The 19,163-nt window shown below is 38.0% G+C and carries 21 protein-coding genes; 8 read left to right on the top strand and 13 right to left on the bottom strand.

Annotated features, from left to right (window positions below):
* Positions 1 to 182: 182 nt before the first annotated feature.
* Entirely contained in the window at positions 183 to 1,853 is a 1,671-nt protein-coding gene (locus NGI26_RS03545; RefSeq protein ID WP_251936032.1) for a formate--tetrahydrofolate ligase, read from the bottom strand.
* A 231-nt stretch (positions 1,854 to 2,084) separates the two neighbouring features.
* Here NGI26_RS03545 and NGI26_RS03540 point away from each other — a divergent pair, with 231 nt between their 5' ends.
* The 3 genes from NGI26_RS03540 to NGI26_RS03530 are packed head-to-tail and all read left to right on the top strand — an operon-like array spanning position 2,085 to position 3,884.
* On the top strand, positions 2,085 to 2,774 hold the full coding sequence (locus NGI26_RS03540; RefSeq protein WP_251936030.1) for a phosphopantothenate--cysteine ligase: 690 nt from the start codon (positions 2,085 to 2,087) through the stop codon (positions 2,772 to 2,774).
* Between the two features lie 11 nt (positions 2,775 to 2,785).
* Complete coding sequence (coaC, locus tag NGI26_RS03535; protein ID WP_251936027.1) at positions 2,786 to 3,337, top strand: phosphopantothenoylcysteine decarboxylase; 552 nt, start codon at positions 2,786 to 2,788, stop codon at positions 3,335 to 3,337.
* On the top strand, positions 3,321 to 3,884 hold the full coding sequence (locus NGI26_RS03530; protein WP_251936025.1) for an ECF transporter S component: 564 nt from the start codon (positions 3,321 to 3,323) through the stop codon (positions 3,882 to 3,884). The genes coaC and NGI26_RS03530 overlap by 17 nt, the downstream gene beginning before the upstream one ends.
* Positions 3,885 to 3,925: 41 nt before the next feature.
* Here the strand turns inward: NGI26_RS03530 and udk are convergent, their stop codons facing one another.
* From udk to NGI26_RS03515, 3 genes are all read right to left on the bottom strand, one after another.
* Positions 3,926 to 4,564 carry a uridine kinase gene (gene udk / locus NGI26_RS03525; protein WP_251936023.1) on the bottom strand — a complete coding sequence of 213 codons (639 nt, stop codon included), beginning with the start codon at positions 4,562 to 4,564 and terminating at the stop codon, positions 3,926 to 3,928.
* A gap of 120 nt (positions 4,565 to 4,684) precedes the next feature.
* Positions 4,685 to 6,418 carry a phosphoenolpyruvate--protein phosphotransferase gene (gene ptsP / locus NGI26_RS03520; RefSeq protein WP_251936021.1) on the bottom strand — a complete coding sequence of 578 codons (1,734 nt, stop codon included), beginning with the start codon at positions 6,416 to 6,418 and terminating at the stop codon, positions 4,685 to 4,687.
* 4 nt (positions 6,419 to 6,422) lie between these two features.
* On the bottom strand, positions 6,423 to 6,686 hold the full coding sequence (locus NGI26_RS03515; RefSeq protein ID WP_214261872.1) for a phosphocarrier protein HPr: 264 nt from the start codon (positions 6,684 to 6,686) through the stop codon (positions 6,423 to 6,425).
* A 360-nt stretch (positions 6,687 to 7,046) separates the two neighbouring features.
* Here NGI26_RS03515 and nrdH point away from each other — a divergent pair, with 360 nt between their 5' ends.
* The 5 genes from nrdH (at position 7,047) to NGI26_RS03490 (ending at position 11,783) form a co-directional block, all read left to right on the top strand.
* A complete protein-coding gene (gene nrdH / locus NGI26_RS03510; RefSeq protein WP_006145603.1) occupies positions 7,047 to 7,265 on the top strand; it encodes a glutaredoxin-like protein NrdH in 219 nt (72 codons plus the stop codon).
* A 69-nt stretch (positions 7,266 to 7,334) separates the two neighbouring features.
* The gene (gene nrdE / locus NGI26_RS03505) at positions 7,335 to 9,494 is read left to right on the top strand and encodes a class 1b ribonucleoside-diphosphate reductase subunit alpha (protein WP_251936019.1); all 2,160 of its coding nucleotides are present in this window, start codon (positions 7,335 to 7,337) and stop codon (positions 9,492 to 9,494) included.
* A gap of 24 nt (positions 9,495 to 9,518) precedes the next feature.
* A complete protein-coding gene (locus NGI26_RS03500; RefSeq protein WP_096407327.1) occupies positions 9,519 to 9,896 on the top strand; it encodes a hypothetical protein in 378 nt (125 codons plus the stop codon).
* A gap of 30 nt (positions 9,897 to 9,926) precedes the next feature.
* Complete coding sequence (nrdF, locus tag NGI26_RS03495; RefSeq protein WP_251936016.1) at positions 9,927 to 10,889, top strand: class 1b ribonucleoside-diphosphate reductase subunit beta; 963 nt, start codon at positions 9,927 to 9,929, stop codon at positions 10,887 to 10,889.
* A 126-nt stretch (positions 10,890 to 11,015) separates the two neighbouring features.
* Positions 11,016 to 11,783, top strand: coding sequence for a DeoR/GlpR family DNA-binding transcription regulator (locus NGI26_RS03490; RefSeq protein WP_251936014.1), 768 nt, complete (start codon positions 11,016 to 11,018; stop codon positions 11,781 to 11,783).
* A 56-nt stretch (positions 11,784 to 11,839) separates the two neighbouring features.
* Here the strand turns inward: NGI26_RS03490 and lacD are convergent, their stop codons facing one another.
* From lacD to NGI26_RS03445, 9 genes are all read right to left on the bottom strand, one after another.
* A complete protein-coding gene (gene lacD, locus NGI26_RS03485; RefSeq protein WP_251936012.1) occupies positions 11,840 to 12,820 on the bottom strand; it encodes a tagatose-bisphosphate aldolase in 981 nt (326 codons plus the stop codon).
* Position 12,821: 1 nt separating this feature from the next.
* On the bottom strand, positions 12,822 to 13,751 hold the full coding sequence (locus tag NGI26_RS03480) for a tagatose-6-phosphate kinase (protein ID WP_251936010.1): 930 nt from the start codon (positions 13,749 to 13,751) through the stop codon (positions 12,822 to 12,824).
* A gap of 10 nt (positions 13,752 to 13,761) precedes the next feature.
* Positions 13,762 to 14,277, bottom strand: a complete 516-nt coding sequence (gene lacB, locus NGI26_RS03475) for a galactose-6-phosphate isomerase subunit LacB (RefSeq protein WP_251936007.1) — start codon at positions 14,275 to 14,277, stop codon at positions 13,762 to 13,764.
* 29 nt (positions 14,278 to 14,306) lie between these two features.
* Positions 14,307 to 14,732 (bottom strand): galactose-6-phosphate isomerase subunit LacA, encoded by a 426-nt coding sequence (gene lacA, locus NGI26_RS03470; protein WP_251935998.1) that lies wholly within the window; start codon positions 14,730 to 14,732, stop codon positions 14,307 to 14,309.
* A 259-nt stretch (positions 14,733 to 14,991) separates the two neighbouring features.
* A complete protein-coding gene (locus NGI26_RS03465) occupies positions 14,992 to 15,885 on the bottom strand; it encodes an aldose 1-epimerase family protein (RefSeq protein ID WP_251935995.1) in 894 nt (297 codons plus the stop codon).
* A 93-nt stretch (positions 15,886 to 15,978) separates the two neighbouring features.
* Entirely contained in the window at positions 15,979 to 17,454 is a 1,476-nt protein-coding gene (locus NGI26_RS03460) for a PTS galactitol transporter subunit IIC (protein ID WP_251935986.1), read from the bottom strand.
* A 44-nt stretch (positions 17,455 to 17,498) separates the two neighbouring features.
* Complete coding sequence (locus tag NGI26_RS03455; RefSeq protein WP_006151856.1) at positions 17,499 to 17,804, bottom strand: PTS sugar transporter subunit IIB; 306 nt, start codon at positions 17,802 to 17,804, stop codon at positions 17,499 to 17,501.
* A gap of 40 nt (positions 17,805 to 17,844) precedes the next feature.
* Positions 17,845 to 18,321 (bottom strand): PTS sugar transporter subunit IIA, encoded by a 477-nt coding sequence (locus tag NGI26_RS03450; RefSeq protein ID WP_251935983.1) that lies wholly within the window; start codon positions 18,319 to 18,321, stop codon positions 17,845 to 17,847.
* A gap of 187 nt (positions 18,322 to 18,508) precedes the next feature.
* Positions 18,509 to 19,120, bottom strand: coding sequence for a hypothetical protein (locus tag NGI26_RS03445; protein ID WP_251935981.1), 612 nt, complete (start codon positions 19,118 to 19,120; stop codon positions 18,509 to 18,511).
* Between the last annotated feature and the right edge of the window lie 43 nt (positions 19,121 to 19,163).

The following is a 19,163-nucleotide window of genomic DNA, read 5'->3' as shown; positions in this document are numbered from 1 at the left end:
TCAACAAAAGTCCTAGCCTCTCAATTGTCTTTGGATTGTCGATCAAGACGCAGTGGTTGAGTGGACTCTACTATGCTGATTTCATCAGCTTTTACAGCCCTACTCAACTGTGCGGAGGTGGGACGACCAAATCGAATTCTAACGAATTACCGATTTCTGTCCCACTCTCTTTTGTTGTTCAATTAGAATAATCCAAGAACTGTTCCATTGCTTTCAACATCCATGTTAAGAGCAGCTGGTCGTTTTGGAAGTCCAGGCATGGTCATAACGTCACCAGTAAGGGCAACGATAAAGCCTGCACCAAGTTTTGGTACCAATTCACGAATGGTAATTTCAAAGTTTTCAGGTGCTCCAAGAGCATTTGGATTATCTGAGAAGCTGTACTGAGTCTTAGCCATACAGATTGGCAGTTTATCCCAACCATTTTGAACGATTTGAGCGATTTGAGTTTGAGCTTTCTTCTCGAAGTTTACTTTGCTACCACGGTAGATTTCAGTAACAATTTTTTCAATTTTTTCCTGAACAGAAAGATTGTTATCGTAAAGACGAGTATAGTTAGCTGGATTTTCAGCAATCGTTTTGACCACAGTTTCAGCAAGTGCTACTCCACCATCTGCACCATCAGCCCATACGCTAGCCAATTCAACTGGAACATCGATTGAAGCACAGAGTTCTTTCAAGGCTGCAATTTCAGCTTCTGTATCAGATACAAATTCGTTGATAGCAACTACTGCTGGAATACCGAACTTACGGATATTTTCTACGTGGCGTTTCAAGTTTGCAAAACCTTTGCGTACTGCCTCTACATTTTCTTCTGTCAGAGCATCCTTAGCAACTCCACCATTCATCTTAAGAGCACGCAGGGTTGCAACAATAACTACTGCATCTGGTGACGTTGGCAAGTTTGGAGTTTTAATATCAAGGAATTTCTCTGCTCCAAGATCGGCACCAAAACCAGCTTCAGTCACTGTGTAATCAGCTAGACGTAGAGCAGTTTTAGTTGCTAGAACTGAGTTACATCCGTGAGCAATATTGGCAAATGGACCACCATGTACAAAGGCAGGTGTACCATAGATTGTTTGCACCAAGTTTGGTTTGATAGCATCTTTCAAAATCAATGCCAAGGCACCCTCAACCTGTAAATCACGTACAGAAACAGGGGTACGGTCATAACGGTAGCCGATGACGATATTGGCCAAACGACGTTTCAAATCTTCAATATCTGTTGCCAAGCAAAGGATGGCCATAATTTCAGAAGCAACAGTGATGTCAAATCCATCTTCACGTGGAATACCATTAAGCGGGCCACCAAGACCAACTGTTACATGACGAAGAGCACGGTCGTTTAAGTCAACAACACGTTTCCAAAGAATACGACGTTGGTCGATTCCTAGTTCATTTCCTTGGTGCAAGTGATTATCAATCAAGGCAGAGAGAGCATTGTTGGCAGTTGTGATAGCATGCATATCTCCAGTAAAGTGAAGGTTGATATCTTCCATTGGTAAGACTTGAGCATAACCACCACCAGCTGCACCTCCTTTGATCCCCATTACAGGACCAAGAGAAGGCTCGCGAATAGCAATCATTGTTTTCTTACCAATCTTATTCAAAGCATCGGCAAGACCAATTGTAATAGTTGACTTCCCTTCACCTGCTGGCGTTGGGTTGATGGCTGTCACCAAAATCAACTTACCAACTGGATTACTCTCAACTTCACGAATCTTATCAAAGCTGAGTTTAGCCTTGTATTTTCCGAATAATTCCAAATCATCGTAAGAAATACCTAGTTTTTCTACGACATCAACGATTGGTTTCAATTCGATACTTTGTGCAATTTCAATATCTGTTTTCATAACAAACTCCTCTACCTCAAATGTGTTAATTCATTATATCATAAAATAAGATTTTTAACAGATATTATGATTGCTAACGTTCGTGAATATCGCTAAATAACAGACTTTCTTGGTCTCTATTTAAATTTTTATATGCCTTTATAGGTTTTAACTATGGATTAATGTGCTTTTTTGGCCTATATTATATCGCTTTCATTTTACTTACCGCTCATTTTTTTGTACAATAGTTCTATGAAAATTTTAGTTACTTCTGGTGGTACTAGTGAAGCAATTGATAGCGTTCGTTCTATTACCAATCACTCTTCTGGTCGACTAGGAAAAGTTATCACTGAAACCTTGCTAGAGGCTGGACACCAGGTTTGTTTAATTACAACATCCCAGGCGGTAAAACCTAGCGCTCATCAAGGCTTAACCATTATTGAAATTAAAAATACAGCTGGTTTACTACAAACTATGAAAGACACTATCATGGACTACCAGGTTTTAATCCATTCCATGGCTGTATCCGACTACACTCCTGTATATATGGCTGGGTTTGACGAGGTTCAAGCTAGTCAAGATCTAACAAAGTTTTTAGATAGGAAGAATCAGGAAACAAAAATCTCATCTAAAGATGACGTACAGGTTCTTTTTCTCAAGAAAAATCCTAAGATTATATCTCTTGTGAAAGAATGGAATCCCAAGATTCATCTAATTGGCTTTAAATTATTGGTAGATGTCAGTCGAGAATATCTGATACAAATTGCTCGCGAAAGTCTTGAAAAGAACCAAGCCGATTTGATTGTAGCAAACGACCTCAATCAGATTAACGGTGAGCAACATAAGGCTTACTTGGTTGAGAAAACTAGTTTTCAAACTGCTACTAGTAAACAGGAAATTGCTGATTTACTCCTTGATAGAATCCTGAAATTGAATGCTTAGAAAGGAATAATATGGCTAATATCACTATCGCTATTACTGGTTCCATTGCCGCATATAAGACTGCTGATTTAGTTAGTTCTTTGAAAAAACAGGGACATTCTGTGACTGTTCTCATGACTCAAGCTGCGACAGCATTTATTCAGCCTTTAACCCTTCAAGTCTTATCTCAAAATATCGTGCATCTGGATGTTATGCAGGAACCCTATCCTGACAAAGTCAATCATATTGAACTTGGCAAAGAAACAGATTTATTTATCGTAGTTCCTGCAACGGCTAATACAATCGCTAAACTAGCTCATGGCCTAGCTGACAACATGGTGACTACTACTGCTCTTGCATTGCCACATTTTGTACCAAAATTAATAGCACCAGCTATGAACACAAAGATGTATGAGCATCCTGCTACCCAAGCTAATCTAAAAACCTTAGAAAATTACGGCTATATGATTATTTCTCCCAAAGATTCTCTACTCGCTTGTGGGGATACAGGTCCTGGTGCTCTTGCTGATCTTGAAACTATTTTAAAAGAAATAAAGGATAAACTTCATGAACAAACGCTCTAATATTGCTCCAATCGCTATCTTTTTTGCCATTATGATTGTTATTCATTTACTGAGCTCAATTTTATTTAATGTGCTTCCTTTTCCAATCAAACCAACCATTGTTCACATTCCAGTAATTATTGCAAGTATTATCTATGGACCAAGAATTGGCGCAACCTTAGGTTTCTTGATGGGAGTGCTTAGCTTAACAGTTAATACACTTACAATCCTACCAACAAGCTATCTCTTCTCACCATTTGTGCCTAACGGTAATATTTATTCAGTTGTTATCGCAATTGTTCCTCGTGTCTTAATTGGTTTGACACCCTATTTCGTCTATAAACTACTAAAGGGAAAAGCTGGACTCATCTTTGCAGGTGCACTTGGTTCTCTAACAAATACTGTATTTGTCTTAGGTGGAATATTCTTCCTTTTCGGAAATGTTTTTGATGGCAATATTCAAAAACTATTAGCGACTGTTATCTCAACAAACTCCATTGCAGAATTAATCATCTCGGCCGTTTTAACTCTCGTCATTGTTCCGAGACTTGAAAAAATTAAACAATAAAAGAAAACCTGTATCCAATCGATACAGGTTTTTAATTGTTCTTAGTGAGATACACGCGCTTCTTCTAAAATCTTCTCAATTTTTGTTGCCAATAAATCGATTGCTACAGTATTGCTCACACCTTCAGGTATCACGATGTCAGCGTAGCGTTTAGTAGGCTCGATAAACTGGTGATACATAGGTTTTACAACCCCAAGGTACTGATCAATAACACTATCCAAACTACGACCACGTTCTTCCATATCACGTTTAATGCGACGGATGATACGAACATCATCATCAGTGTCCACAAAAATCTTAATATCCATTAAATCACGTAGACGTTTATCTTCCAGAACCAAGATTCCTTCAACGATAAAAACATCTTGAGGTTCTTGGCGATAGGTCTTGGAACTTCTAGTATGCGCAGCATAATCATAGGTAGGAATATCAACAGGTCGTCCTGCCAACAATTCTTTGATTTGCTCAATCATTAAATCAGTATCAAAAGCAAAAGGATGGTCATAGTTGGTTTTGATGCGTTCCTCAAAGGTTAAATGAGATTGATCTTTATAGTAGGAATCATGCTCAATCATAGCAATTTTTTCATTGGGAAAATGCGATAAGATTGCTTTAGAAACGCTGGTTTTCCCTCCTCCAGATCCCCCTGTTACTCCGATAATGATTGGTCTGTTTTGCATAGTTGCCTCCGTATTTTTCCTTTGTCTATTTTACCATATTTTTAGAAAATTTTACAGATGGACTTTTTAAATTAGAGTACAAAAAACCTTGTAGTTTTGTTCTACAAGGTTTTAATGATTTTAGTCAAAGTTAACGTATTCTTTAGAAAGTTCGAGAACTTCTTCCATTGTTGAACATTCAGTAAGAGCACGGTTAGCGTATTCTTGCATCTTAGCTGTGTCAAGCTTCTTCATCAAGCTACGTGTACGAAGTACAGATGTCGCTGACATTGAGAACTCATCCAATCCCATTCCGACAAGGAGTGGAACAGCTGTTTGGTCACCGGCCATTTCACCACACATACCAGCCCATTTACCTTCAGCGTGAGCTGCTTTGATAACATTGTTGATCAAGCGAAGGATTGATGGGTTATATGGTTGGTAAAGATATGATACTTGTTCGTTCATACGGTCAGCAGCCATTGTGTATTGGATCAAGTCGTTTGTACCGATTGAGAAGAAGTCAACTTCTTTAGCAAATTGGTCAGCAAGCATCGCTGCAGCAGGAATTTCAATCATGATACCAACTTGGATATCATCTGCAACTGCGACACCTTCAGCAACCAATTTTGCTTTTTCTTCTTCAAGAATAGCTTTAGCAGTACGGAACTCTTTCAACAAAGCAACCATTGGGAACATGATACGCAATTTACCGTGAACAGATGCACGAAGCAAGGCACGCAATTGTGTACGGAACATTTGGTTACCAGTTTCAGAGATTGAGATACGCAAAGCACGGTAACCCAAGAATGGGTTCATTTCTTTAGGAAGATCAAAGTAAGGAAGTTCTTTATCCCCACCGATATCCATTGTACGAACGACAACAGGTTTACCGTTCATACCTTCAAGAACCGCTTTGTAAGCTTCATATTGGTCGTCTTCAGTTGGGAAGTCTTGAGAATCCATGTACAAGAATTCAGTACGGTAGAGACCAACAGCTTCAGCACCATTTTCGTTCACACCTTCAACGTCTTTAGGTGTACCGATATTAGCTGCCAACTCAAAGTGTTTACCATCTGCAGTAACAGTTTTAGCATCTTTCAAAAGTGCCCATTCAGCTTTTTGTTTCGCATAAGCTTCACCAGCTGCTTTGAATTCTGCAATTTGTTCTTCATTTGGATTGATGATTACTTCACCAGTGATTCCAGATACAGCCAAAACATCACCATCTTTTACAAGCTCTGTAATGTTGTTTGTACCAAGAACAGCTGCGATTTCAAGTGTACGCGCCATGATTGCAGAGTGACTAGTACGTCCACCAATGTTCGTTACAAAAGCTTTTACAAAGTTTTTGTCCAATTGAGCAGTATCAGATGGAGTCAAGTCGTGTGCAATGACGATTACTTCTTCATTAATAGAAGCTGGGTTTGGTAATTTCTTACCAAGAAGATTTGCCAACACACGTTTGGTTACGTCGCGGATATCCGCAGCACGTTCTTGCATGTATGGATTATCTTCCATTCCCTCAAAGATCGTAATAAACATGTCTGTTACTTCTTTAAGGCCTGCTTCTGCATTTACTTTTTTAGCACGAATAGTTTCTTTGATTTGACCGATCAATTCAGGGTCAGCAAGAACCATCAAGTGAGCATCAAATACTTGTGCCGCTTCTTCACCAAGCGTACCTACAGCCTTCTCGCGGATAAGAGAAAGCTCGTTTTGAGAAGCTTCAAGAGCAACATCCAAACGAGCCTCTTCTGCATTTGTATCTTCGACTGTAATAGTCTCGAATGATAAATCCGGTTGAACGAGTAGATATGCTTTAGCAACTGCAACACCATCAGACGCTGCGATTCCTTTAAGCATTTCTGTCATATTCTTATGCCAATCCTTCTTTTTCCATTGTTTCTGAGATAGCAGCGATAGCGTCGTCAGCGTCTGCACCTTCAGCAGTGATTGTAACGTCAGCACCTTGACCAACACCAAGACTCATAACACCCATGATAGATTTAAGGTTAACTGATTTACCTTTGTACTCAAGAGTAACATCTGAAGCAAATTTGCTAGCAGTTTGTACCAACAATGTTGCTGGACGTGCGTGAATACCTGTTTCTGCCACTACGTGGAAATCTTTAGAAGCCATAATTTGACTCTCCTTTAATTGTTTTCTTTTTGAGTTATATCTGATAACCCTTACAATTTGGTATTATATCACCTTCTGGGATTTTTTTCAAGTATTTTATGGGATTTCTTCTTTTTCCTTTCAGATAACTTGCTGAAAATCTTCTATTTTATGTATCAAAATACATCATGTAGTTTTTTATATTTTTAACATTTAGAAAACGCTGTTATTTATGGGTTTTGTTTTTTATAATCACTATATATTGTGTCTGGTTGACTCTCATCTAAAAAAAATCTACAATATTTAGTTTTTCTTCGTTGACAAAGATTTTTTTTCTGATATACTTAAGAAGTAATTAAATTTTGAAAGAGGAGTTACAGAATGGTAACCGTTTATTCTAAAAATAATTGTGTTCAATGTAAAATGACCAAACGATTCTTAGACAGTAACAACATCGCGTATCGCGAAATCAATCTTGACGAACAACCTGAATTTATTGAACAAGTTAAAGAGCTCGGCTTTAGTGCTGCTCCTATCATTCAAACACCAACTGAAGTTTTCTCTGGCTTCCAACCAGCAAAACTCAAAAAACTTGCTTAACAATCAGGACTCAAAGCTTCTATGTCAATCTTAGAAGCCTTTCTTTTGTAATGAATTAAAGGAAATTTTATGGGATTAAAACAACTTGAGGATGTAACTTACTTCCGTCTAAACAATGAAATTAACCGTCCAGTTAATGGTCAAATTATGCTTCATAAAGATAAAGAAGCCTTGGATGCTTTCTTTAAAGAAAACGTTGTGCCTAACTCAATGGTATTTGATTCTATCACAGATAAAATAGATTACCTCATCAAACAAGACTATATCGAAACAGCATTTATCAAGAAATATCGTCCAGAATTCTTAGAAGAGCTTTATCAATTTATTAAAGATCAAAACTTCCAATTCAAGTCTTTCATGGCTGCATACAAGTTTTACAATCAATATGCCTTGAAAACGAATGATGGGGAATACTATCTTGAAAACATGGAAGACCGTGTCTTCTTTAACGCTCTTTACTTTGCTGGTGGCGATGAAGCTATCGCAACTGATATCGCAAATGAAATCATCCACCAACGCTACCAACCTGCTACACCATCTTTCCTAAACGCAGGACGTGCACGTCGTGGTGAATTGGTATCCTGTTTCTTGATTCAGGTAACAGATGATATGAACTCTATCGGACGTTCTATCAACTCAGCTCTTCAACTTTCACGTATCGGTGGTGGTGTGGGAATTTCCCTCAGCAACCTTCGTGAAGCTGGAGCTCCTATCAAAGGATATGAAGGTGCTGCTTCTGGTGTCGTTCCAGTTATGAAGCTTTTCGAAGATAGCTTCTCTTACTCTAACCAATTGGGTCAACGTCAAGGTGCTGGGGTTGTTTACCTCAACGTCTTCCACCCAGACATTATCGCCTTCCTTTCAACTAAGAAAGAAAATGCGGATGAAAAAGTTCGTGTGAAGACTCTATCACTTGGTGTTGTGGTACCAGATAAATTCTACGAATTGGCACGTAAAAATGAAGAAATGTATCTCTTCAGTCCTTATTCTGTTGAAAAAGAGTATGGCGTACCTTTCAACTATATTGATATCACTGAAAAATACGATGAATTGGTTGCAAATCCAAACATCCGTAAGACAAAAATCAAGGCTCGTGATTTGGAAACTGAAATTTCTAAATTGCAACAAGAATCTGGCTATCCGTATGTAGTCAATATTGATACTGCTAACCGCGCAAATCCTGTTGATGGAAAGATCATCATGAGTAACTTGTGTTCAGAGATTCTCCAAGTCCAAGAACCAAGTCTTATCAACGATGCGCAAGAATTTGTTCAAATGGGTACTGACGTTTCATGTAACCTTGGTTCAACCAACGTGGTCAACATGATGACTTCACCTGACTTTGGTCGCTCAATCCGTGCTATGGTACGTGCTTTGACCTTCGTTACTGATAGTTCTCATATCGTAGCTGTTCCTACTATCGACCACGGTAACAGTCAAGCCCACACATTCGGACTTGGAGCTATGGGACTTCACAGCTACCTTGCCCAACAATTGATCGAATACGGATCACCTGAGTCTGTTGAGTTCACTAGCATCTACTTCATGCTCATGAACTACTGGACCCTCGTAGAATCAAACAACATCGCGCGTGAACGTGGCGTTACCTTCCACAACTTTGAAAAATCAGACTATGCCAACGGCACTTACTTTGATAAGTATGTGACTGGAGAGTTTGTTCCAACATCAGAGCGTGTCAAAGAACTCTTTAAAGACATCTTCATCCCTAGTGCAGAAGATTGGGCTGAACTTCGTGATAAAGTACAAGCAGATGGTCTTTACCACCAAAACCGTCTTGCTGTGGCACCAAATGGTTCTATAAGCTACATCAATGACGTATCTGCTTCTATCCACCCAATTACTCAACGGATCGAAGAACGTCAAGAGAAGAAAATTGGTAAAATCTACTACCCAGCTGCTGGTTTGTCAACAGAAACCATTCCATACTACACTTCTGCCTACGACATGGATATGCGTAAGGTAATCGATGTCTATGCTGCTGCAACTGAGCACGTAGATCAAGGACTTTCACTGACTCTCTTCATGCGTAGTGATATCCCAACAGGTCTTTACGAATGGAAGAAAGAAAACAAACAAACGACACGTGACTTGTCTATCCTTCGTAACTATGCCTTTAACAAGGGCATCAAGTCTATCTACTACGTCCGTACCTATACTGATGACGGCGGTGAAGTTGGTGCTAACCAATGTGAAAGCTGTGTGATTTAACGAAGTCTCACTGAGGTAACTAACATGAAAAATTTAATTTTAGAGTCTATTAAAATTATAAAAGATGTTAAATGGGATTATGCTAGAATGGCTCAACTTACAAAATTATGGGGTGGACCTAAAAAAGCAGCTGCTTCTCTAACAGTCATACTTCTTTCTTTGGGGACTGCTCTAGGTGCAATAGCAACTGTCAGTTTTCAAAAAATATATAAACATTTCCTTTCTAAACTTCAAACTAACAAGAATATAAACTCACCAAACGACGAAAATAAACAAATGATTCAACAAAAAACGGATGAGTACTTAACCGAAGTACAAATTAGAAAAGAAAACAATCAAAGTACAGACGATATTGATGAAGAATATAACAATTCTATGAAAGAACTTTTAGATAGCCACTAAGAATGATTAATTCAAAAGGATTTTTACAAAATGCAAACTTACTACAAAGCCATTAACTGGAATGCCATCGAAGATGTCATCGACAAATCAACTTGGGAAAAGTTGACGGAGCAATTCTGGCTCGACACTCGTATCCCCTTGTCAAATGACCTAGACGACTGGAGAAAACTTTCAAACAAAGAAAAAGACTTGGTAGGAAAAGTCTTTGGTGGTTTGACACTTTTGGATACCATGCAGTCTGAAACTGGGGTAAATGCTCTCCGTGCCGATATTCGTACTCCTCACGAAGAAGCTGTTTTTAACAATATTCAATTTATGGAATCTGTCCATGCTAAATCTTATTCTTCTATTTTTTCAACCTTGAACACCAAGTCTGAGATTGAAGAAATCTTTGAATGGACGAATACAAACCCATATCTTCAGAAAAAAGCACAAATCATTAATGAAATTTACCTTAATGGAACTCCACTTGAAAAGAAAGTAGCTAGTGTATTCCTTGAAACCTTCCTCTTCTACTCTGGTTTCTTTACTCCACTCTACTATCTAGGAAATAACAAGTTGGCTAACGTTGCTGAAATCATCAAACTCATCATTCGTGACGAGTCAGTTCACGGAACCTACATTGGTTATAAATTCCAACTTGGATTCAATGAGTTACCTGAAGAAGAGCAAGAAAAATTAAAAGAATGGATGTACGACCTTCTTTACACGCTTTATGAAAATGAAGAAGGTTATACAGAAAGCCTTTATGACGGTGTTGGGTGGACTGAAGAAGTCAAGACTTTCCTTCGCTACAATGCCAATAAAGCTCTTATGAATCTAGGTCAAGATCCTCTCTTCCCTGACTCAGCTGACGATGTAAACCCAATTGTTATGAATGGAATTTCAACTGGAACATCTAACCACGACTTCTTCTCTCAAGTTGGTAATGGATATTTACTTGGTGAAGTTGAAGCGATGCAGGACGATGATTATAACTACGGATTAGACTAAATATAAATGAAAAAACATCTGAGTTAAAAACAAACACAGATGTTTTTGTTTTTGTTTATTTTTGTTCTTTATGTTGATTAGATGTTTAAAATATGATAAAATAATATTAGATATGGGGGTGATTCAATGCTAAAACAAGAAAAACTTGATATGATTTTAGAGATTGTAAATACCAAAGGTACAATCACTGTTAAAGAGATAATGAATCGTTTAGATATCTCAGATATGACTGCTCGGCGTTATCTACAAGAACTGGCTGACAAGGATCTACTTGTTCGAGTTCATGGAGGTGCCGAAAAGCTTCGTTCTGGTTCTTTTTTGGCAAATGAACGCTCTAACATCGAAAAACAAGGTTTACAAATCGCCGAAAAACAAGAAATTGCTCGCTTTGCTGGCCATTTAGTTGAAGAAAGAGAAACCATCTTTATCGGTCCTGGGACTACTCTCGAGTTCTTTGCTCGCGAACTTCCAATTGATAATATTAGAGTCGTAACAAATAGTCTTCCAGTTTTCATTATTTTGAATGAACGAAAATTGACTGATTTAATTTTAATTGGTGGAAATTATCGGGAAATCACCGGAGCCTTTGTCGGAACCTTAACGCTCCAGGATATTGATAGTCTTCAATTTTCTAAAGCTTTTGTTAGTTGTAATGGCATTAAAGACCAAGCTATTGCTACTTTTAGCGAAGATGAAGGCGAAGTTCAAAAACTAGCATTAAAAAATGCCAACAAAAAAATTCTCTTAGCTGACCATAGTAAGTTTGATAAGTTTGATTTTTACACGTTCTATAACATTGCTGATATTGATACGATTATTTCAGATTCAAAACTGAGTCAAGAAACCCTAAAAGCCTTGTCCAAACAGACAAATATTATTCAATCGACACCTTAAAAAGTCTCACCAATGGTGAGACTTTTTTTATTTTTGTAATGATATTAAAGTGGAGTTTACACACGTTCAGTCCATGAAGTTGCTGTTGTTTTAAGAACTTTGTTGAGTTCATCAATGTTCTCGAAACCAGTTGTACGAAGCCATTCGCGAGCTGCTGCTTCACCGTCTTTGATGTATGCTTCAACTGAACCAGCCCATGTTGCGCGTCCGCAAAGAACACCGTTAAAGTTTGCACCTGATTCGTGGGCAAATACAAGAGTTTCTTGGAAAAGCTTAGCTGATACACCTGCACTCAAGTAGATGTATGGCAAGTTAGTAGCCTCGTCTTGAGCTTTGAAGAAGGCTGCAGCTTCTTCACGTGTATAAACGATTTCACCATCTCCAAATCCTTCAACGTATTTCACGTTAACTGGAACTTCCACTTTCAAGACATCAATGTTGAAACGTGGGTCTGAGAAGACTTTCATCGCACCAATAACCTTGTGTGGTTTTACTTTAGCGTATTCAGCAGAACCTGCGTCTGCAATCTTTTCATCGTAAGCCAAGATTTCAAGGAAGAATGGAATGTCTTCAGCCACACACTCAGAACCGATGCGTTCGATGTAAGCTTGTTTTTGTTGGTTCAATTCGTCAGAGCTATCTACGTCATAGTAAAGCAAGAACTTAACAGCATCTGCACCTTGTTCTTTGATGCGTTTTGCAGACCAAACATCCAAGCAGTCAGGCAAACGTTTTGTGCTTGTAGTGTCGTATCCAGTCTTTTCATAAGCAAGAAGAAGACCAGCATTTGGATCAAGAGCTTTAGTAGCAGGAAGTCCATACTCAGGATCAAGAAGCATAGATGAAGCGTATTTCGTCAATTCATCTGCAACCAATACTTTCAATTCTTCCATTTGAGCTACTGTTGGCTCTTCTGTTTGATATTGAGCCATGAGGCGTTTCAAAGCACCACGTTGGTCAAAAGCAAGGGCTGAGATGATACCATTCTCATCTGAGAGTTTTTGCATGCAAGCGCGTTTATTTTCTGTTAAAACCATTTTATACCTCTTTTACAATTAATTGGTCGTATAGACCTTGATAGTTGGCCATATTGACATGACCGGTCATTTTTTCTTGAGCATTAAGCATACCAAGGACATTAGCCTTAGTCAAGAGTTCTTGATCTGATTCTTTATGAAAAAGACCTGAAGAAATCCCTGCTACAGTAGAATCACCCGAACCAACTGGGTTTACAACTTGGATTCTTGGAATATCTACTTTATAGAATGTATCACCGTGTTTTGCAAAGGCACCATTAGCGCCTAATGAAACGATAATCCACTCGATTCCATCAAATAATGGTTCTTGAAGAACTTCTTTTAGCTCATCCAAGTCTTTAGAAATTTCTCTTCCTAAAAGTTGAGACAACTCTTCATTATTTGGTTTGATAACTGTTGGTTTATGTGGAGATTCAAGAACAGCCTGAAGTGCAGCGCCTGAACAGTCCAATACTACAGGTTTCCCTGCTTGATTAGCAAGTTCAACCAAACTCGCATAGTAATCAACTGGAAGTCCAGCTGGAAGGCTTCCTGAAATAGCAACTACTTCAATACTTTCCAAAAGCTCTTTGAAATGATGAAGAAAATCTAGGCCTTCTTTTTCTTGAACTTCAGGACCTTTCTCAAGAATTTCTGTTTGGTTTTCTCCATGTAGAATTGCGATACAGTTGCGTGTTTCTCCTTGGATCGAGAAGAAACGTTTACTTACTTTATCATCAATATTTTCTACTAGAAATTCACCAAGTTTCCCACCAACAAGTCCAGTCGCAACTACTGAGTCTCCAAATTCAGATAGAACTCGTGTAACATTTAAACCTTTACCACCAGCCGTTTTTGTAACATCTACAACACGGTTGACAGTGTCAATTTTCAACTCATCCAAAGGATATGAAATATCAATGGATGGGTTCATAGTGACCGTTAGAATCATAAGTCACCTCTTAGTCGTGGTATTCACCACGATCCCATTTTTCAAGGAATTCTGTAAAGAAGTTGGCATCCATTTGATGATCGTTATGAGTTTCTACGTGTTGGATTTTAGCGATCAACTTTTTGTTTTCTTCAGATGGTTTGTATTCAGCGTTGATGAACGCTTCAATGATATCACACATGAGCAATTCACCAGTGATTTTACCACCAAATCCAATTACGTTTGCATTCAATTGTTCTTTAGCATAAAGAGCTGTTGTCATATCACGAACTAATGCTGAACGAACACCTGGAACTTTGTTAACTGCGTTATTGATACCTACACCTGTACCACAAATACATACACCAAGGTCAGCTTGGCCGCTGACTACTGCTTCACCAACTTTTTTTCCAAAAATAGGGTAGTGTGTACGAGCATGGTCATAAGTACCAAAGTCGATGACTTCATGTCCTTTTGATTTCAAAAATTCTGAAACCGCCATTTTTTCATTTGTTACGATGTGGTCACATCCGATTGCAATTCTCATTTTATCTTACCTTTCATTCAATATCAAAATTAGCACATTTTGTTCAACATGTCGACCCTAATTTGGTGACGACCGCCGTCATACTTACCATTTACAAAGCCTTTAGCAATGTTTTTAGCCAATTCGTCCCCAACAAGTTGAGCTCCAATCGTAATCATACGTGAGTTGTTGTGACCGCGAGTCATGTAAGCTGAACGTTCATCAGAAACTTCGGCAGCAACCATTCCTTTAATCTTAGTTGCTACCATAAATGGACCTGCACCATAAGCATCGATTACAATACCAAGGTTTTGTTCTTCTTTCTTGACTTCTTCAGCAACCGCGAGAGTTACATCAACGAAGTCTTGACCTTCTGCTGTAACATCCACAACGTGGAAGTTTTCTTTTTCCAAGAAGTCTTTTACAACTTCTTTCAATCTTAAACCTGCAGCATCTGCACCAATAACAATAGACATATTGTATACTCCTTTTTTATTATAGACTAGTATACATTTTTGATTTCAGTTAAAAACACCCATTCAAAAAAGTTACTAGTAGTTTTTTGACAATATTTTAATTAAGAATAAATTACATCTTTCATTCTTAACGAGTTTTCTTCAGAGAAAAACTAAAACAATAAATTTGTTAAAATAAACACAAATTGTTCTTTATAAACATAATATACTACTATTAGTTGGAAAAGTCAACATTTTATGTTTGTTTTTGTTTATTTTTTTATAAAATCTCAATATCAAATCCAAGGTGATCAATGTGGCCAGGTTTCAAAACTTTAACACCTTTCTTATCTTCCAGTCTATCTCTTTCTTCGAGCGAAGTAGACAAACCTGACCATGGTTCCAAGGCGATGAAAGGACCTTTATTAAGCGTTGACCATACGATTAAATTTGGAAACTCTTCAAAATGTAGTTTTACACCTTTATCATGTTTCCGAGACTTCAAGGAAACAGAACGAGATTCTAAGTTGTCTAAAGTGACAGCATCGTAGTTAAAGAGGTCGTAATTCAAATCTATTTCTTTTTGATTTTCTAACCAAGAACTCCTATCTTTAAAGTCTAACATTCCTGTTTCTGGAAATGGTTTTGGAACTGTACAAGTCTCTGGCTTTTCAAATTCAAGATAGTAATCTTCATACACCTCATCTTCAAGTAATGGGCAGTTAAAACCAGGATGTCCACCAATAAAGTATGGCATACTCTTTTCAGCTTCTTTATTATAGATCTCATACTTTGTACGTATGGTTTTACCTGTCACTGTATAAGTTATTTCTAAACGAAAATGATAAGGGTAATTTGCATACATTTCTTCATCATCTTCAATAGCAAATGTAACAGAGTCCTCTGTTTGGTTCACTAATTCAAATTCTTTTTTTCTCACTAAACCATGTCGAGGGACTTTACCTTTTACTTGACTACCATCTTCATTGTCATATAGGACAGTATCATTTCTAACTGACCCACAAATTGGGAATAATACAGGTGCCTGTCCACTCCAATAAGTTGGATCCCCCTGCCACAAATATTCTACACCATCTTTATCTTTTATAGAAGATAGCGCTCCTCCTAGAGACTGAAACTCTACTTGTAAATCATCTGATTTTAATTCAATCACGGTTATACCTCCATTTTTCAAAAAAACTAGGCTGACTGCTCCATAGTGGAAACTGACAACCTAGTTTTTACAATTTACATTTTTAGGAGCAAATTATTTTGCGTTTGCTGCGTATTCTTCGTTACGTTTGATCATTTGTTTTCTGTACCATGCAAAGATACCAACGTAGAATACAAGGAATACTAATGCGCCAAGGATAGCTTTGATATCAGCAGTTGTAGCGTTACCAATTGCCCAACCAAATAGTTTTTCGATTGGTCCTTCAAGAGTTGAATGAGTAATCAATTGAGTTTGGCTTACACCTTCTGGGAAGGCACCTACACCTTTAGCAAGTTCTGTTGCAAATGGTGCGATAAGTGTACCTGAAAGAAGGAAGAGTGGCAACAAGAGTGTTCCGAAGATAATCATACGGAGCAATTTACCACGAGTAACTACCAAGAGTGCTGGAGTCACACCCATTGCGATGATACCAGCAAGTGGCAAGATACCATTTCCGACATTTGAAAGAAGCACTGCTTCAACCAACATGATTGGTGCAAGTACGTTGGCACAAGCCCAGATTTCAGCACGTCCAGCGATAAATGGCCAGTCAAGACCGATGTTGAATTTACGTCCTTGAAGACGTTTAGTAGCAACGTTTGTAATACCTTGTGAAAGTGGTTCTACGGCTGCGATGAACCATGAACCGATGAGTGAGAAGAGCTCCAAGCAGACACCGGCAGTCAAACCAAGTGACAACCAACCTTTAATAACAAGTTCCCATGAAGATGCATCTTCAACTCCAGCAACTGGATGTGGAGTTCCCATCAAACCGATAACGATACCAAGGATGAAACCGATGAAGAATTTAGATCCCCAGAAACCGATTCTCTTATTCAATTTAGCAGCGTCAAAGTCGTATTTATCAAGACCTGGGAAGAACTTATCAAAAATCTTATCCAAAACCATGATAACTGGGTTCATCATGTAGTTCATGTGAGTTGAAGTCATTGGTGATGAACTTGGTGCGTTCAAAAGGTCATCAAATGTTGGTTTCATCAAGTCAGAGTTGATGATTTTAAGTACCCCTACAAGCACAACTGCTGCAGTCGCGATAAAGAGTGAAACTCCTTGGCTAACTCCATTGTTGTCAGCGTACCATTTAATCAAAAGACCTGTGATAGACAAGTGCCAGATATCAAAGATATCGACATCAAGTGTGTCAGTTTTCTTCATTGCAAGCATCACAATGTTAACAATCAACATCACGAGCAAGAAGTAAAGTGTCCATGCAGAACCCCAAGTGATTGTTGCAAGCGGTGCCCAACCAACGTCAGTGATGTTTAATTGAATACCAGTATTTTCAACGAATTTTGCAAGAGAAGCTGAGAAAGCTCCGTTCAACATACCGATGATCGCACCGATACCAGTAAGGGCGATAGCAAGTTTGATACCACCTTCAAGCGCTTTGGAGAATTTCACTCCGAAAAGCAAGGCCAATACTGTCAAAATGATCAGCATGATGATTGGGCCACCCATAGCCAAGATAGGTTTAAAGATATCGTTGGCCAGATTGATAATGAAATCCATAATTTTTCCTCCCTTTATTTTTATGGAAAATTACAAAATAATAATTAACTTAATCCGTGTTCTTTGATTGCTGCTTCAATATTGTCATAAACTGGAGCGCTCATCGCTGGAATACGGAATAAGATAGGTCCAGCTTCAACTACTGGGATACCAGGGTCAAAACCTAAGTCAGTTGCAGCAATTGGTGTGAAGATATCATAACCTTTAATCAAGTCTTCGTTGACATCTTTAACCATAACTGCGTCACACTGTACGTCGTATCCACGGCTAGATAGCTCTTCTTCTAGAGCGCTTTTAATTTGGTGGCTTGAGTTAACACCTGCACCACATGCAGCAAGAATTTTAATCATTTGGATTTCCTCCATTTTTTAGTTTATAGTTAATAACAAATTAAGCAGTTGCTTCTGAGATATACTGGAACAAAGCTTCAGGCTCTGTAATCTTAGAGAGTGCTTCAAGATGACCGTCACCTGTAAAGAAGTCCATCAATTGAGCAAGAATATTTGTTTGACTTGAACTTGAATTATTGATGATAAAGAAGAGTAATGATACTTCTACTTCCTTGTCAGGAGCAATCATATTGTGGAATGTTACTGGTTTCGCTAAGCGAACCACAACGACGTTTTCAGTTAAATTATGAATTGTGTCTGTGTGAGGGATTGCTACATTCGGCAAGTCCTTCCCAAGAAATTCCATATCTAAACCGGTTGGGAACATTTTTTCACGTTCAATCAATGCCGATCGATAGGTATCCGTAACAACTTTCTTTTCTTCTAATAGGGTTGCAACTTGATCAAATAGCTGCTCTTGATTATCCGCTTCTAGACAAAAGACTAAGTCTTTGCTGAAGAAATGATCTAATCCCATGACCTTCTCCTTTCATATCTAACTTTTATGATACAAGTATAACACTATATGAAACCGTTGTCAATATTTTTTGTTGTATTTTGTTTGATTTTTATTTTTTTTGTTTGTATTCAAACAAAAATTCATTGCACATAGATTTAAGGAGAGGGAAATAAAAAAACAGGATACAAACCCTGTTTTTTGTTTATTAATCTTTCTTTGTAGTCCAACTTTGTTCAATCAATGGAAGCATGTCTTTCAATACTTCAGGTGTTCCTTCTAGAGAAACGTATCTAAACTTACCGTCATCTGACTTAAAGATCCAGATAACTAGATATTTCCCATTTTTAGCAATACAGTTAACAACATAGGCATCATAACCACCAATTTTTGACTTGGATCCCCAAACTTTAGAGAAATCCTTACTTTGTTGTTTGGTTTGATAGACACTAGTAGAAACTTGAACAGCATCAAGAGCGGCATATTCACTTTCACTAACGCCTAGATGCTCTGGCTTAAAGGTGTTTAAGGTTACAATATTGATGTCGGTACCATCACAGTACTGAATATCATCACCACCCTCAACTTCTGTAAAATGGATCCAAGATTTTGGAACCTTTACATAACCATAGGCATCTGACCCAATCACCTGTGTATCTTTTATCGTTGATTCTGCTATAGTTGTTGTATCTTGTTTTGTGGTACTTTCTTGAACTGTTGTTGTTTCTGAAGCTACTTCTTTTTTAGTTTTTGAACTATTACAAGCAGCGAGGCAAAGGCAACACACTAAAAGTGTAGATAAGCTGATGATTTTTTTCATAATCATTCTCCTTTCACTTCTATTCTAATGAAAGAAAAGATAA

This window comes from Streptococcus sp. Marseille-Q0941 (assembly GCF_943736975.1).
Lineage (GTDB): Bacteria > Bacillota > Bacilli > Lactobacillales > Streptococcaceae > Streptococcus.
This window is presented reverse-complemented; position numbering and strand designations above follow the sequence as displayed.

What these genes read in the sequence shown, in the direction of transcription:
- NGI26_RS03545 (WP_251936032.1), bottom strand. Translation starts at nt 1,853, where the DNA reads ATGAAAACAGATATTGAAATTGCACAAAGTATCGAATTGAAACCAATC.
- NGI26_RS03540 (WP_251936030.1), top strand. Translation starts at nt 2,085, where the DNA reads ATGAAAATTTTAGTTACTTCTGGTGGTACTAGTGAAGCAATTGATAGC.
- coaC (WP_251936027.1), top strand. Translation starts at nt 2,786, where the DNA reads ATGGCTAATATCACTATCGCTATTACTGGTTCCATTGCCGCATATAAG.
- NGI26_RS03530 (WP_251936025.1), top strand. Translation starts at nt 3,321, where the DNA reads ATGAACAAACGCTCTAATATTGCTCCAATCGCTATCTTTTTTGCCATT.
- udk (WP_251936023.1), bottom strand. Translation starts at nt 4,564, where the DNA reads ATGCAAAACAGACCAATCATTATCGGAGTAACAGGGGGATCTGGAGGA.
- ptsP (WP_251936021.1), bottom strand. Translation starts at nt 6,418, where the DNA reads ATGACAGAAATGCTTAAAGGAATCGCAGCGTCTGATGGTGTTGCAGTT.
- NGI26_RS03515 (WP_214261872.1), bottom strand. Translation starts at nt 6,686, where the DNA reads ATGGCTTCTAAAGATTTCCACGTAGTGGCAGAAACAGGTATTCACGCA.
- nrdH (WP_006145603.1), top strand. Translation starts at nt 7,047, where the DNA reads ATGGTAACCGTTTATTCTAAAAATAATTGTGTTCAATGTAAAATGACC.
- nrdE (WP_251936019.1), top strand. Translation starts at nt 7,335, where the DNA reads ATGGGATTAAAACAACTTGAGGATGTAACTTACTTCCGTCTAAACAAT.
- NGI26_RS03500 (WP_096407327.1), top strand. Translation starts at nt 9,519, where the DNA reads ATGAAAAATTTAATTTTAGAGTCTATTAAAATTATAAAAGATGTTAAA.
- nrdF (WP_251936016.1), top strand. Translation starts at nt 9,927, where the DNA reads ATGCAAACTTACTACAAAGCCATTAACTGGAATGCCATCGAAGATGTC.
- NGI26_RS03490 (WP_251936014.1), top strand. Translation starts at nt 11,016, where the DNA reads ATGCTAAAACAAGAAAAACTTGATATGATTTTAGAGATTGTAAATACC.
- lacD (WP_251936012.1), bottom strand. Translation starts at nt 12,820, where the DNA reads ATGGTTTTAACAGAAAATAAACGCGCTTGCATGCAAAAACTCTCAGAT.
- NGI26_RS03480 (WP_251936010.1), bottom strand. Translation starts at nt 13,751, where the DNA reads ATGATTCTAACGGTCACTATGAACCCATCCATTGATATTTCATATCCT.
- lacB (WP_251936007.1), bottom strand. Translation starts at nt 14,277, where the DNA reads ATGAGAATTGCAATCGGATGTGACCACATCGTAACAAATGAAAAAATG.
- lacA (WP_251935998.1), bottom strand. Translation starts at nt 14,732, where the DNA reads ATGTCTATTGTTATTGGTGCAGATGCTGCAGGTTTAAGATTGAAAGAA.
- NGI26_RS03460 (WP_251935986.1), bottom strand. Translation starts at nt 17,454, where the DNA reads ATGGATTTCATTATCAATCTGGCCAACGATATCTTTAAACCTATCTTG.
- NGI26_RS03455 (WP_006151856.1), bottom strand. Translation starts at nt 17,804, where the DNA reads ATGATTAAAATTCTTGCTGCATGTGGTGCAGGTGTTAACTCAAGCCAC.
- NGI26_RS03450 (WP_251935983.1), bottom strand. Translation starts at nt 18,321, where the DNA reads ATGGGATTAGATCATTTCTTCAGCAAAGACTTAGTCTTTTGTCTAGAA.
- NGI26_RS03445 (WP_251935981.1), bottom strand. Translation starts at nt 19,120, where the DNA reads ATGAAAAAAATCATCAGCTTATCTACACTTTTAGTGTGTTGCCTTTGC.